Origin of the sequence: Streptomyces sp. AHU1, from assembly GCF_045343905.1 — a bacterium.
In the GTDB taxonomy this organism is placed as follows: Bacteria; Actinomycetota; Actinomycetes; order Streptomycetales; family Streptomycetaceae; genus Streptomyces; species Streptomyces triticiradicis.
On record NZ_CP174283.1, the window covers coordinates 9,173,690 to 9,187,762 of the forward strand.

Sequence of the window (14,073 nt, forward strand, 5' to 3'; positions counted from 1 at the left end):
GCGTCGGCGCGCCCGGGAATAGCAGGTCAATTGGCACCCGGACGGGAGCAGTCGGGGCGGTCGTGGAGCCGAGGGATGGCCGGAAACGGTCTGCCGGGCGCTCCGGGCGGGCATCCGAGATTGACAAACCGACTGTGCTGTTTTTTTATCAAGGGGTCCGGTTGGCTGCACACCCGGGCCCCGGCAGCGGGAAACGCGGGAAACGCGCAGGCCGGGAACGGCTCCGGGCGACCTTTGGGGAAAACGTGGACATCGAAGTGCTGGGTGCGCTGTCCGTTCATGAAAACGGGGTGTCGATCACGCTGACGGCACCCAAGCCGCGGCAGGTCCTGGCCCTGCTCGCGCTCCACGCCGACCACGCGGTCCCGGTGGCCACGCTGATCGAGGAGCTGTGGGAGCAGAACCCGCCGCGCAGTGCGCGCACCACGCTGCAGACGTACGTCCTGCAACTGCGCGAGCTCATCGGCGTGGCCCTGGCGTACGGCGAGAACGAGCGCTGCACCCCGAAGGACATTCTGGCCACCGTCCCCGGCGGCTACCGTCTGGAGACCCGCGGCGGAAGCGTCGACTACCGGGAGTTCGAGCGCAGGGCCGGTGCCGGCTACCGGGCGATGGACGCCGACGACTACCAGGGCGCCGCGCGCCGGCTGGCGGACGCGCTCTCGCTGTGGACCGGTCCCGCGCTCACCGACGTACAGGCCGGGAGCCGGATCGAGACGGAGGTCAGCCGCCTGGAGGAGCTGCGCCTGTGCGCGCTCGACCAGCGCATCGAGGCGGATCTGCGCCTGGGCCGCCACCGCGAGCTGCTGTCGGAGCTGACCGTCCTGGTCAAGCAGTACCGCCTGCACGAGAGCCTGCACGGTCAGCTCATGCTGGCGCTGCACCGCTCGGGCCGACGCGGCGAGGCGCTCAGCGTCTACCAGCGGCTGCGCACCACGCTCGTCTCCGAGCTGGGCCTTGAGCCCTCGGCCGCGCTGAGCCGGCTGCAGCGCTCCATCCTGATGGCGCACCCCGAGAGCGCGGCCCCGCCCAGGGCGGCTCTCCCGGTGACCGCTCCGGCGGGGGCCGGCGGCGGGCGGCTGGCGGCGCGCACGAACTGACCGCCCCGGCCGCGCGGCGGCCGGCGCCATGACCGCCGAAGCCCTTTTCCCGGCCCTCGTCCGAGGGGCCGGGAAAAGGGCTTCGGCGCTGCGCACGGGGCGCCGGGGGCGGCCGTCAGCGGCCCGCCGCGCACTCCGCGGCCAGCTGCTCGAAGCGGTCGGCCAGTTCTCGCTGCTGCCGGCTCAGGACCTCGATCCGGTGGCGCAGCCGCGCCACCTCGGCGCCCAGCGGGTGCGGGCCCGCCGCCCCCTTTGTCTCCCCGGTTGTCTCCCCGCGCTCTTCGGGTGCCACATCCTGCCGGCGGCGGATCGACTCCATGCGGCCGCGCAGTGCGGGCCCCGGCTCCACTCCGAGGTCGTGCACGAGCCGGCGTCGCGCCCGGTCGTAGACGCCCAGCGCCTCGGCCTGGCGCCCGCACCGGTGCAGCGCGGTCATGAGCAGCTCGTAGAACCGTTCGCGCAGCGGGTGGCAGGCCGTCAGCTCCGCCAGCTCGCCGGCCACCTCCCCGGCCCGGCCGGCCCGCAGGCAGGCCTCGTACAGCGTCTCCAGGGCGATCAGCCGGCTCTCCTCCAGCAGCGACGCCTCGGCCGAGCAGATGGTGCCGCGGCCCGCGCCCTCCAGCGCGGGGCCGCGCCACAGCGCCAGCGCCTCACGCAGGACCTCGGCCGAACGGGCCGGGTCGGTGGCGGCCAGCGAGCGGCCCCGGGCGGTGAGGCGGTTAAAGCGCTGGGCGTCGGTGCCGGCCCGGCCCGGGCGCAGTACGTAGCCCAGCGGGCGGGTCACGAGCCACTCGTGGTGGCGCTCACCGGAACCGGAACCGGGTGCGGGTGCGGGCAGCAGCCGGCGCAGCCGGGCGATATGGGTCTGGAGGGCATTGGCGGCGTTGGCGGGCGGATGCTCCCCCCACAATTCGTCGACGAGCCGGTCCGGGGAAACGACCTGGCCGGCCTTCACGACGAGCGTGCCCAAAAGGGCACGCTGCTTGGCGCCGGCCGGTGTGATCCGCATATCGGCGCGCTCGCCGAAGACCTGGACGGGACCCAGGATCCCAAACTCCATCTCATCCTCGCACGGGGAGAGCCGGCACGTACGCGGCCGCAATCCGTATTCGGCATTCACCCGGAAAGGGCCGCGGACAGATCCTTATCGCTCTCACCGGACTCTAGGCGCTTTTTGGCGCCGGCGGAGGATTTGCCGGCCGCACGCGGGGAGTCGTTAAGTGTTCCTCGAGGGGGATTCAGGTGCCTGGCGTTTTCACGGCCGGTCGCCGGTCAGGTCCGGAAAGCCCACCTGCACCCCGCGCCGGTGCCAGGCGCTCAGCAGCCGCAGCAGGGTCTGCGGGTCGGGCAGGCCCGGCGGCCCGGGCGGGCCCGCGGCCCGGTCCGCGGGCCCTGCGGCCCGGTCCCGGGCGAACCGGTTCAGCAGCCCGCGGGTGAGCGGGTCGGCGCCGCGCGCCGTCGAATCCGTTGCCATGGCCAAAAACCTAACGGCGCCGCCTAGGGCGCCGGAAGAGAGACCGGTCGGCCGATACGGGCCTTTACACGACACGCCAGTGTTTTCCCGGCGCTGTGCCGGCTGCCCGTGCGCCGGGTCCGGCGGCCCCGTCGGAAGGCCGCTCAAGACGCACTCAATTTCCGCATACGCGACGGTCGGGGAAGGATATGGTGCCGCTCGTCCGCCGTCGACGGAAAAGACAAGAAGGGCCGGAAGACGACACTATTGAAAACTCGAACACCGACTTGTTGCCGAAGTCGGCCGGCAGAGCGCGGAGGGGAATCATGAAGATCAAGGTCCTGGGTCCGTTGAATGTCGAAGTCAACGGCATATCGGTCGTCCCGACCGCGGGCAAGCCGCGCCAGATCCTGGCGCTGCTCGCGCTCTACCCGGGCCGGGTGGTGCCCGTGTCCACACTGATGGAAGAGATCTGGGGCACCCACCTGCCGCAGAGCGCGCTGACCACGCTGCAGACCTACATCCTCCAGCTGCGCCGCAGGCTGGGCACCGCCATGGGCCCGGACGCGCCCGGCTCGGCCAAGGACGTGCTCGCCACCCGGTACGGCGGCTACCTGCTCCAGATCCCGGCCGAGGCGGTCGACGTGCGCGCCTACGAGTGCCTGGTGGCGGAGGGGCAGCAGGCGCACGAGGACGGCGAGGACGCCCGGGTGGCCGAGTGTCTGCGTGCGGCACTGGACCTGTGGGAGGGGCCCGCGCTGGTGGACGTACGCGTCGGCCCGATCCTCGACATCGAGGTGATGCGGCTGGAGGAGAGCCGGCTCGTGACCCGCGAGCGCCGCATCGACGCCGACCTGCGGCTGGGCCGGCACATCGAACTCATCGCCGAGCTCACCGACCTGATCGCCCGCCACCCCCAGCACGAAGGGCTGCACTCGCAGGCGATGGTCGCGCTCTACCGGTCGGGCCGGCAGGCCAGCGCGCTCGACGTCTACCGCCGGCTGCGCCAGCGGCTGATCGCCGAGCTCGGCGTGGAGCCCTCGCCGCAGCTGCAGCGGCTGCACCAGGCGATGCTCGCCGTCGACCCGCGCCTGGACGTGGCCAGCGGGCCGCGGCGCACCTCGACCTTCGATCTGTACGCAGCCTGAATCGAGCACCGCTCAAGCCGCACGGGTGACGCTCGGGCCGCGGCAACGCCGTACGACGAACGTTTCCGCACAGCTTCCCTGAGGAGGGCGACCGATGGCTTCGCTGACGGCGGTAGAGGGGGCGGCGGGGCGGCGGGTACGGCTTTACTGCCTTGCCCACGCGGGCGCGGGGGTGGCCAGCTACCGTCGCTGGCCCGTCGCGGCCGGGCCGGACGTGGACGTCGCGGCGCTGGTGCTGCCGGGCCGTGACAGCCGCCGGCGCGAGCCGCGCATCACCGGGCGCGCCGGGCTCCTGGCGGATCTGCTGCCCCCGCTGCTGCGGGCGGCCCGGTCCGGACCGTACGCGCTGTACGGCCACAGCCTGGGCGCCCTGGTGGCGTACACGCTCACCCGGGCGCTGGCCGACGCCGGGGTGCCGCAGCCCCTGTTCCTCGCGGTGGGCGCCTGCCTGCCCCCGCACGCCAGTGCCGCCCTGGTGGCCGCGGCGGAACACCCCGACGAACTGCTGCTGCCCCTTTTGGGCGAGCTCGGCTCGCTGCCCAGGGGAGCGGCCGCCCGCCCCGGCGGGCTGTGGCACCGCAGTGTGCTGCCCGTCCTGCGCGACGACCTGCGCCTGGCCCGGGCACTGCGCCAGGCGGCCCTGGACCCCGTCACCGGCGGATCCGTGGACCTGCCCCTGCTCGTCTTCGCGGGCAGTGACGATCCGCTCGCGGTGCCCGCCGCCCTGGAGGAGTGGCGGCAGTGGACCACCGGGCCGATCACCGTACGCACCGTCGACGGCGACCACTTCTTCGCGGGCGCGGACGTACTGCCGGCCCTGGTCGGCGAGGCCTGCCGCGAGTACGAGGCGGCGGACGCCGCCAAGAGCGCGGCGGGTGCGGCGGACGCCGCCAGGACCGCGGCGAGTGCAGCGGACGCCACCAGGATCGCGGCGGGCGCGGCGGATACCGCCAGGACCGCGGCGGGCGCGGCGGACGCCGCCAGGACCGCGGCGGGCGCGGGCGCGGGGGGTGTGCGGTGAAGCGCGTGGTCATCACCGGGGTCGGCGTGGTGGCCCCCCAAGCAGTGGGCACCGCCGCCTTCTGGTCCCTGCTGACCTCGGGCCGTACCGCCACCCGGGGCGTCACCCTCTTCGACGCCGCCAGCTACCGCTCGCAGGTCGCCGCCGAGGTCGACTTCGACGCCGCCGCGCACGGCTTCACCCTCGCCGACACCGAACGCATGGACCGGGCCGCCCAGTTCGCGCTGGTCAGCGCCCGGGAGGCGGTGGCCGACAGCGGCCTGCACGCCGTACTGGCCGCGGGCAACCGGCTGCGCACCGGGGTCAGTCTGGGCAACACGGCAGGCTGCACCACCGGGCTCGCCACCCAGTACGCGCTGCTGAGCGACTTCGGCAGCACCTGGACCGTCGACCACGCCCGGGCCGCCGAGTGCCTCTACGACTACTTCGTGCCCAGCTCGCTGGCGGCCGCCGTGGCCCGCGACAGCGGCGCGCAGGGCCCGGTCAGCCTGGTCTCCAGCGGCTGCACCTCGGGCCCGGACGCGATCGGGCACGCCGCCGAGCTGATCCGCGAGGGCAGCGCCGACGTGATGATCGCCGGCGGGGCGGAGGCACCGATCTCCCCCATCGCCATGGCCTGCTTCGACCGCATCCGCCTCACCAGCCCCCGCAACGAGGACCCCGCCACCGCCTCGCGCCCCTTCGACCGCACCCGCGACGGCTTCGTGCTCGGCGAGGGCGCGGCCGTGGTGATCCTGGAGGAACTGGAGCACGCGCGCCGCCGGGGCGCCCACGCCTACGCGGAGCTGTCCGGCTTCGCCTCCTACAGCAGCGCGCACCACATGACGGGGCTGCGGCCGGACGGCCGGGACATGGCCGACGCCATCCGGGCGGCACTCGACGAGGCGCGGCTGAACCCGGTCGACGTGGACTACATCAACGCGCACGGGGCCGGCACCCTGCACAACGACCGGCACGAGACGCACGCCTTCAAACGGTCACTGGGCGACCACGCCCGGCGCGTCCCGGTCAGCTCCATCAAATCGATGATCGGACACGCGCTCGGCGCCGCCGGAGCCCTGGACGTGGTGGCCAGCGTGCTGGCCATCGAGCACAGTACGGTGCCGCCGACCGCCAACCTGCACGAGCCCGACCCGACCTGCGACCTGGACTACACACCGCTGTTCGCCCGCGAGCAGCGCAGCAGTACGGTGCTCAGCGTCGCCAGCGGCTTCGGCGGCTTTCACACCGCCACCGTGCTGACCCGGCCCCGGCTGCGGGAGACGGCATGAGCGGCATGAGCGGCGCGGGCGGTGGTATGCGCAGCCGGGCCCGGGCGCTGGTCACCGGCATCGGCGTGGCCGCGCCCAACGGACTGGGCACCAAGGCCTGGTGGAGCGCCGTGCTGGAGGGCCGCAGCGGCATCGCCTCGATCACCCGCTTCGACGCCTCCGGCTACCCGGTACGGATCGCGGGCGAGATCCGCGGCTTCGTCGACGAGGACCACATCCCCAGCCGCCTGCTCCCCTCCACCGACCGGGCAACCCGCCTGAGCCTGGTCGCGGCCAAGGAGGCCCTGGAGGACTCGGGTGCCGACCCGGCCGCGCTGCCCGGCCACCGGGCCGGTGTGATCACGGCCAGCTCCGCGGGCGGCACCGAGTTCGGCCAGCGAGGGCTGGAGGCCCTGTGGGGCAAGGGCGCCCAGTACGTCAGCGCGTACCAGTCCTTCGCCTGGTTCCACGCGGCGGGAACCGCCGAGATCTCCATCCGGCACCTGCTGCGCGGCCCCGCCTCCGCCATGGTCAGCGAACAGGCGGGCGGCATCGACACGCTCGCCCGCGCCCGGCGCGAGATCCGCAAGGGCGTGGGCCTCATGGTGAGCGGAGGCGTCGACTCGACGCTGTGCCCCTGGGGCTGGGCCGCGCACCTGGCGGACGGCCGGCTGAGCACCGACCCCGATCCGACGCGGGCCTACCGGCCCTTCGACGCCGGCGCCCGCGGCCATGTCGTGGGCGAGGGCGGCGCGCTGCTGGTGCTGGAGGACGCGGCCGCCGCCACCGCGCGCGGCGCCGGCGGCTACGCCGTGGTGGCCGGGTGCGCGGCGACCTTCGACGGCGGGCCCGGGCAGGAACGGCTCAAGGAGGCGGCCGAACTCGCTCTGGCCGATGCCCGGGTCGGACCGGACCAGGTGGACGTGGTGTTCGCCGACGGAGCCGGACAGCGGGCCGCCGACCGGGCCGAGGCCCAGGCGCTGGCCGCGCTGTTCGGGCCGCGCGGGGTGCCGGTGACCGCACCGAAGTCGATGACGGGCCGGCTGGGCGCCGGGGGTTCCTCACTGGACCTGGCGGCGGCGGCGCTCGCGCTGCGCGACAAGGTGGTGCCCCCGACCACCGGGACGCGGCGACCGGCCGCGGACTGCCCGCTGGATCTGGTGACGGGCGCGGCGCGGGAGCTGCCCGGGCTGCGGACCGTGCTGGTGCTGGCGCGGGGCAGGGGCGGCTTCAACTCGGCCGCGGTGCTGCGTGCGGCCGATGCCTGAGCCGGCCCGCGCAACGACGGGCCGGCCGGCCTGTCCGCGGACCGGCCGCCCGACGGACCGGCGCCGCGGGGACCGCACGCGCCGAAAAGACACCACGCACGGACCGCTTCGAACCGGCTGAGCGCCCACGGGGCCGCACCGAGGATGCGCAGCCCAGTCCCAGCCCCGCGCCGGCACGTGGAGCACTCCCCAGGCCATAAGACGGGAGCCGGCAGGGGGCACCCCCATGACGCCGCGCGGCCCGCCCTTCGGGCGAACGACACGACGTTCGCAACACGCCCTGGCCGCACAGCCGCCTATCCGGCCTGTCGCGGGCCGGACGCGCAGGGCAGCCCCAGGCCGGGGCGCTCGTTGCGCGTGAACCGCAGCGGCCGGGCCGCGAGCGGCGCCCCGGGGCCGGCCGCGCCGCTGCCGCCGGCCGCCTTCGCGCGGCGGGACGAAACCGCAGGACGCGCCGGCCGCGGGCTTCGGGGCCGGCGCCGCGCACCAGGAGCAAGCGTGAGCCCTGGTACGCGGCGCCGCGGAAGTCCGGCACACCCCGGCGGCGCGCGGCCCGAAGCCGCCCACCAGGACGGCGGCGGCCGGGCGGGCGGCGGTCACGGGCCGTCCCGGGGAAGGGGAAGCCGCCCCGGGACGGCGAAGGCGTTGTCCGTCCAGCCTGTGCCGCCTGGGATTTCGCCCGGACAGTCTCGGCGGCCGGGCTCGCGGACGGCTCGAGCGGCGGGGGAGCCGAGCCGTGCGCGAGAGCGGCCTGCGTCCAAAGGGCGAGGCCGGGCCCTCGGGCCGAGGCGGACGCGGCGGGCGGCTCGAGCCGTGCTCCAGCCGGGCCCGTGCGGTCCGCGAGCGGTTCCGGACAGTGTCGTGGACACGGCCGTCAACCCGGCGCCGCACGACACCGTCCGCCGGCCGCCCCCGGCGGCAGGCGGACAAGGTCGCCGGTGCCGGGCCACCGGCGCAGTGATGGCACCGTGCCGGGCGCAGGCCGCAGTCCCGCCGCAGCCCGGACGCCGCCGGTCGGAGCCGGCCGGCGCACCAAAGAGGAGGGTGTGGAAGATGTCGGATGCGCGCGTGCACCGCACGGTCCACGAAGTGATCGCGGAGGCCCCGGCCGGAGTGATGTACGGGCTGATCGCGGACGCCACCCGGTGGCCGTTGTTCTTCCAGCCCTGCGTCCATGTCGAGCAGCTCGACTTCGACGGGCAGCGGGAGCGGCTGCGCATGTGGGTCACCGCGGGCGAGAGCGTCAAGTCCTGGGTGTCCAGCCGGCACCTGGACGTGGAGCGGCTGCGCGTGGAGTTCACCCATGACCTGCCCGCCGCGCCCACACGGTCCATGAGCGGCGTGTGGACGGTGGTGCCGCTGGGGGAGCACGCCTCCAAGGTGACCCTGCAGCACGCCTTCACCGTCGCCCGAAACGTGCCGGCGGACGCGGCCTGGGTCGAGCAGGTCACCCGCGACAACAGCCGCGCCCAGCTGGACCGGCTGGCCGAGCTCGCCGAGCGCTGGACGCGTCTGGACGATCTGGTGTGGTCCTTCGAGGACACCGTACGGGTCGACGCCCCCGGCGAGCTGGTGTTCGACTTCCTGTACCGGGCGCGGGACTGGCCCGCCGAACTCCCGCACGTCAACCGGGTCGGCCTGGTCGAGGACGAGCCGGGGGTACAGCTGCTGTCCATGGGCAGCCTGTCCCTCGACGGCGGCGCGCACAGCACCGAATCGGTGCGCATCTGCTTCCCGGGCACCCAGCGCATCTGCTACAAGCAGACCCGGACCTCGCCCCTGCTGATGGCGCACACCGGCGAGTGGTCGATCGAGCCCGACGCGTCCGGGGTGAACCTGACGGCCCGGCACAGCGTGCTGCTGTGCGAGGAGAACCTGCACAGCGTGCTGGGCGAGGACACCGACGCGGTGCGTGCCGGCCGGCACGTGCGCGAGGCGATGGGCCAGGCGAGCCTGTCCGTACTGCGCCACGCCGCGCAGTACGCCATCGACTCGGCCCACGTCCTGTGACCGCGGTCCAGGACCCCACGGCCCCCGTACGGGACACCCACGCCCCCGTACGGGACGAGGGTGAGGCGGCGCCCGCCGCCGCGTCCGAGCGCGCCGCCCGGCTGGAGGCGGCCCTCGGCGACCCCCTCGATCCGGACAACCCGCACGGACACCTGGCGCTGCTGCGCGCCGACGAGGCCCGCGACGCGCCCGCGGCCACCGAGGCACTGCTCGCCGAGGCGGGCCTGGGCGCCGAGTTCGTCCCCCGCGACCTCGGCGGCCGGCTCACCGACCTGGAGGAACTCGCCCGGGTCCTGCGCCCGTTGTTCCGCCGCGATCTCGCGCTCGGCTACGGATTCGGCATCACCTCGCTCTTCGCCGCCTGCGCGGTGTGGACCGCGGGCAGCGAGCCGCAGCGCCGGGCGCTGGCCGCGCACCTCCTGGGCGGCGGCCGGGTCACGATCGTGCACCGCGAGGTGGCGCACGCCAACGCCATCTTGCGCAACGAGGTCCAGGCGCAGCCCGGCCCGGACGGCGGCTGGGTGCTCAACGGGCACAAGGACACGGTCATCAACGCCCACCGCGCCGAGGCCTTCGTCGTGTACGCGCGCACCGCGCGCGAGGAGGGCCCGCGCAGCCACTCCGTGCTGCTGCTCGGCCCCGAGCCGCCCGCCTCGGGCGAGGTGCGCAGGCTGGGCAGGGTCGAGATGCCGGGCATGCGCGGCGCCCACTTCTCCGGACTCGAATTCGCCGAGGTGGCCGCGGGACCCCGGGCGCTGGTCGGCGAGGTCGGCGAAGGGGTGTCGCTGGCGCTGCGCAGCTTCCAGATCAGCCACTGCCTGATCCCGGGCGTGGTGCTGGCCGGCGTGGACAGCGTGCTGCGCCAGGCGGTGCGCGCGGCCGTGGAGAACCGGCCCGACGAACGGCCCGCCCGCCGGTGGCACAAGGTGCTCGCCGGGGTCTTCGCGGACCTGCTGGCCTGCGACAGCATGGCCGTCACCGGACTGCGGGCGATGAGCCTGCTGCCGGAGGACGCGTACCTGCTGGCCGCCGCGGTCAAGTACACGATGCCGGACCTGCTGCGCGAGGACCTGGAGGAGCTGGCGACCGTGCTCGGCGCCCGCGGGTACGACCGCGGGCCGCTGCACGGCGGCTTCCAAAAGCTCGTACGGGACCTGCCGGTGGCCGGTCTGGGACACGCGGGGACGGCCGTGTGCCAGGCGGTGCTGGTGCCGCAGCTGCCGGCGCTGGCGCGCACGGCGTGGTTTTGCACCCCGGAGCCGCCGGCGCAGCTGTTCGAACCCGGGGCGCCGCTGCCCCCGTTCGACCACCGGCGCCTGGCGCACTCCGGTACGAACGACCTGCTGACGGCGACTCTGGTCGGCGCGGCGGGCCGGCTGGCCAAGGGGCGCTCCGGGCACGCCGACAAGTCGCCGCACGCGGCGCTGGCCAGGCTCGCGCAGGCGTTCGTGGCGGAGCTGCGGGTGCTGAGGGCGCGGTGCGCCGCGCTGAGCGCGCCGGCCGGCGGCACCGGATTCGACGCGCAGGCCTGCGCGCTGGCCGACCGGTACGCGCTGGTGCTCGCCGCGGCCGCGGTCCTGGGCATGTGGGAGGGGCGGGCCGGGACCGGATCGTTCCTGGAGGAGCCGGCCTGGGCCGTGCTCGCGCTGAGCCGGATCGCGCGGCGGCTGGGCGCGGCGGTGCCCGACCTTCCCGAGAGCGTGGTGGACACGGTGCTCGGCGAGGTGCTGGAGCGGTGCCGGCAGGGGCGGAGCCTGGACCTGTACGGGACGGCGCTGGCGGGCTGAGGCGTGCGGTGACCTCGCCCGCCCGCCTGCGGGCCGGGGCACCGAAGACGTGCCGGGGCGGTGGACGAACGCCCCGGCCAGATCGCCGTCCGCCCCGCGGGACCGGGACGGACGGCACTACCCGCAGGAGACGACGATGGAGCAGGTGAGATGCGCCGCCCCCCTTCGTGTGCCGCGGCCGCACGGTCCGTGGCAGGGGGTGAAGGAGAACCTGACCGGGCTCGGCAACGCGGTGGTCCACACGACCTGGAGCGAATGGCTGCCCAGCGTGCTGACCACACCCCGGCTGCGCGAGCTGCTCGGGCCGGACTGGGACCGCTACCGGCGCACCCCCGACGCCACCGTGCGCTACCGCTTCGCCGCCGCCCGGCTGCTCATCAAGTACACGGCGGCGGCGGCGCTCGGCATCCCGCCGGAGTACCTCGACCTGGCCTACCGGCTGGGAGGGCGCCCCTATCTGCGCGGCTTCGACCAGATCGAGCTGAGCCTGTCCCACACCGGCGACCTGATGGCCGTCGGGCTGAGCCGCACGGGCCGGATCGGCGTGGACGTGGAGCCGGCCGGCCGCACCGTACGGCTGGAGCTGCTGGAGGCGCAGATCCTGACCCCGGCCGAGGCGGCGGAGATCGCCGGTCTGCCCAAGGCGGAGCGGGTCCCGTACGCGCTGAAGCTGTGGACCCTCAAGGAGGCCTACAGCAAGGCGCTCGGGCAGGGGCTGCGGCTGGGCTTCAAGGAGTTCGGCTTCACGGAGTCCGGCCCGACGAGCGCACGGCTGCACGCCGCGGACGGCAGCGCGGCGACCCGGGGGGAGTGGGGCTTTGCCACGCATCCGGTGATGGGCCGCTACCTGCTGAGCACGGCCTGCCACGACGCGGGGCTGTCCACCGCGGACGACACATCGGTGGGGACCATGCTCGACCGGGGGTTCCTGTCGGCGATGAACCAGAGCGGGAGCTGACCCGCGGCCCGGGCCCGAGGCGCGCTGCGGCGGACCTCGAGGCGTGCCAGCGCCCTGCCAGCTCCCCGGCAGCGGGCTGCTCCACCGTGGGACCGGGAGCAGCGCGCCCCCGGGCGCCCCGCTCTCGGGGTCCTCCGGCGTTCCGGGCGCCCCGCAGCCGCTGACCCGGACCGAAGGAGGGCGACCACATGGCCAGGCCGAGCCGCCCGCGCGCGGGCCGGCAACGAGACGGCCGCCGGGCGGAGTGCGCCCTGCCGCTGACCTGGTGGCAGCACGACCTGCTGCTGGACTCACTGGAGCACCAAGGCACCGGCCGCCACGTCGAGCAGCTGTCCTGGCGCTGGTGCGGACCGCTGGACACCGAGCGGTTCACCGCGGCCTGGCAGTCCGTCACCGACCGGGAGACGGTGCTGCGCGCCGCCGTCGACTGGGAGCCGTGGCCGCGCGTGGTCCTGCACGACCGGGCCGCCGTCGAGGTCGTGCGCCACCGGGCCGGCGGCGTCGACTGGGACGAGCTGGTGGAACGCGACCGGCTGCGCGGCTTCGACCTGCGCGGCCCGGGACCGCTGCGGGTCACCCTGGTCGACGACCCGGCGCCCGCCGCGCCCGCCACGCGCGTGCTGCTCACCTTCCACCACGCACTGCTGGACGCCTGGAGCGTGTTCGTCCTCCTGGACGAGTTCTACCGGGCCTATCTGGCCGGCGGCGCGCTGCCCGGAGGCGAGAGGCGGCCCGACATCCGCGACTGGGCGCGCTGGCTGCAGCACCAGGATGTGGGCCCGGCACGGGAGTTCTGGACCCGGACCATACCGGCGGGCGCGCCCGCCGTGCTGCCCGCCGCGCCCGGCCCGGACACCCTGGAGAGCGGCTGCGGCCGCGCCGAGGCGCGCCTGTCGGCCCAGGAGGCCGAGCAGCTGTATCGCTGGGCCGCGGCCCAGGCGGTGCCCGACTCCAGCGCACTGCAGGCGGTCTGGGCGATGCTGCTGTATCGCGGCGCGGGCCTGAGCGGCCCCGCACAGGTCGGCTTCGGCGTCACCGTCTCGGGGCGCGGCATCGCCCTGGAGGCCGTCGAGCGGCTGCCCGCGCCGATGCGCAACTGCCTGCCGATGTCCGTCCGGGTCGATCCGGCGCACCGGCTGGGGCGGCTGCTGAGGGTGCTGCGCGACCGCGCGCTGGACATGGCGGCCTACGAATGGGTCTCCGCCGGGCAGATCCACGAGTGGACCGGCCGGGCCACGGGCGGCGATCCGCTGCTGGCGAGCCTGGTGGCCGTCGCCAGCGTGCCGCGCCCGCCGCGGGAGCTGCGCGCCGAGCTGGCCGGCCACGGCGTGCGGATCGAGCCGCTGTACGCGAGCGGCGCGCACACCGCCTTCCCCGTGGCCCTGCTCACGCAGCGCGGGCCCGACGGCTCGCTGACGCTGACCGCCGCGCACGACCGGTCCCGGATGTCCGCGGCCGACGCGGCCCGTCTGGTCGGCCACTGCGCGCGGCTGCTGCGCGAACTGCCCGCCACCGGCGCCGAGACGACGCTCGCCCAGGTGCTCGCCGTCCTCGAGGGGGACGAGCCGCCGCGGATCGCCCGGCGGCGCGGCTCCGCCGCCCAGCGCGCGGTGCGCCTCCGCCTTCACTCGATCGGTGAGCGATCCGACGTCGAGCCGATCCCCAGTGGGTCTTGACACCGTGGGGCGACGCATCGTGAAGGAGCCGCCCATGTTCACCTACGACATCAGGCAAGATTTCCGGGAGGTCGAGATGTTCTTCTTCGGCCTGGTCCCGGTGGGGCTCGCGCCGCCGCTGCGGCTGGCCGGCGTGGACGAGGACGACACGGAGTTCCTCGAGGAGTCCGCCATCGTCCGCGGTATCGACTAGGACCTGTCCGGCCGGTCAAGCCCCGGACCCGGGGTGCGGACCGGGCCGTCGGCCGCCCCGGCCCCCCGGGCGGCCCATGGCCGAAACCGGATGGTTTTGAGCGGAACTCGATCCATCGCGCGGCGCCGCTCCGGCCCCGCTCCAGCGGTCCGTCGCACACTGCCCGCCCGGATCCGGGCCGCCCGGCGGACCGGGTCGGCCGCCGCCCA

12 protein-coding genes are annotated in these 14,073 nt (G+C 75.1%); 10 read left to right on the top strand and 2 right to left on the bottom strand.

From position 1 onward, the window contains the following. Nucleotides 1–245: 245 nt before the first annotated feature. Complete coding sequence (locus ACICHK_RS40465; protein WP_406840987.1) at nucleotides 246–1,100, top strand: BTAD domain-containing putative transcriptional regulator; 855 nt, start codon at nucleotides 246–248, stop codon at nucleotides 1,098–1,100. Nucleotides 1,101–1,215: 115 nt separating this feature from the next. Here ACICHK_RS40465 and ACICHK_RS40470 read toward each other — a convergent pair whose 3' ends face one another. Together ACICHK_RS40470 and ACICHK_RS40475 are read right to left on the bottom strand one after the other, a co-directional pair. After that, nucleotides 1,216–2,160: a BTAD domain-containing putative transcriptional regulator gene (locus ACICHK_RS40470; protein WP_406840989.1), complete on the bottom strand. Its 945-nt coding sequence runs from the start codon at nucleotides 2,158–2,160 to the stop codon at nucleotides 1,216–1,218. Nucleotides 2,161–2,355: 195 nt separating this feature from the next. Further along, on the bottom strand, nucleotides 2,356–2,574 hold the full coding sequence (locus ACICHK_RS40475; RefSeq protein WP_406840990.1) for a hypothetical protein: 219 nt from the start codon (nucleotides 2,572–2,574) through the stop codon (nucleotides 2,356–2,358). A gap of 305 nt (nucleotides 2,575–2,879) precedes the next feature. Here ACICHK_RS40475 and ACICHK_RS40480 point away from each other — a divergent pair, with 305 nt between their 5' ends. From ACICHK_RS40480 to ACICHK_RS40520, 9 genes are all read left to right on the top strand, one after another. Further along, a complete protein-coding gene (locus ACICHK_RS40480; protein ID WP_151470301.1) occupies nucleotides 2,880–3,701 on the top strand; it encodes an AfsR/SARP family transcriptional regulator in 822 nt (273 codons plus the stop codon). Between the two features lie 94 nt (nucleotides 3,702–3,795). Further along, nucleotides 3,796–4,722 (top strand): thioesterase II family protein, encoded by a 927-nt coding sequence (locus ACICHK_RS40485; protein WP_406840992.1) that lies wholly within the window; start codon nucleotides 3,796–3,798, stop codon nucleotides 4,720–4,722. Next, nucleotides 4,719–5,993, top strand: coding sequence for a beta-ketoacyl-[acyl-carrier-protein] synthase family protein (locus ACICHK_RS40490; RefSeq protein ID WP_406840994.1), 1,275 nt, complete (start codon nucleotides 4,719–4,721; stop codon nucleotides 5,991–5,993). The genes ACICHK_RS40485 and ACICHK_RS40490 overlap by 4 nt, the downstream gene beginning before the upstream one ends. A 5-nt stretch (nucleotides 5,994–5,998) precedes the next feature. Further along, nucleotides 5,999–7,240 carry a ketosynthase chain-length factor gene (locus tag ACICHK_RS40495; protein ID WP_406841459.1) on the top strand — a complete coding sequence of 414 codons (1,242 nt, stop codon included), beginning with the start codon at nucleotides 5,999–6,001 and terminating at the stop codon, nucleotides 7,238–7,240. A gap of 1,053 nt (nucleotides 7,241–8,293) precedes the next feature. Beyond that, complete coding sequence (locus ACICHK_RS40500; RefSeq protein ID WP_406840996.1) at nucleotides 8,294–9,250, top strand: aromatase/cyclase; 957 nt, start codon at nucleotides 8,294–8,296, stop codon at nucleotides 9,248–9,250. After that, on the top strand, nucleotides 9,247–11,037 hold the full coding sequence (locus ACICHK_RS40505; protein WP_406840998.1) for an acyl-CoA dehydrogenase: 1,791 nt from the start codon (nucleotides 9,247–9,249) through the stop codon (nucleotides 11,035–11,037). Before ACICHK_RS40500 ends, ACICHK_RS40505 begins: the two co-directional genes overlap by 4 nt. Nucleotides 11,038–11,173: 136 nt before the next feature. Then, the gene (locus ACICHK_RS40510) at nucleotides 11,174–11,995 is read left to right on the top strand and encodes a 4'-phosphopantetheinyl transferase family protein (protein ID WP_406840999.1); all 822 of its coding nucleotides are present in this window, start codon (nucleotides 11,174–11,176) and stop codon (nucleotides 11,993–11,995) included. A 188-nt stretch (nucleotides 11,996–12,183) separates the two neighbouring features. Further along, nucleotides 12,184–13,671, top strand: a complete 1,488-nt coding sequence (locus ACICHK_RS40515; protein WP_406841001.1) for a condensation domain-containing protein — start codon at nucleotides 12,184–12,186, stop codon at nucleotides 13,669–13,671. Nucleotides 13,672–13,705: 34 nt separating this feature from the next. Further along, nucleotides 13,706–13,864, top strand: coding sequence for a hypothetical protein (locus ACICHK_RS40520; RefSeq protein WP_406841003.1), 159 nt, complete (start codon nucleotides 13,706–13,708; stop codon nucleotides 13,862–13,864). The last annotated feature ends 209 nt before the right edge of the window (nucleotides 13,865–14,073 follow it).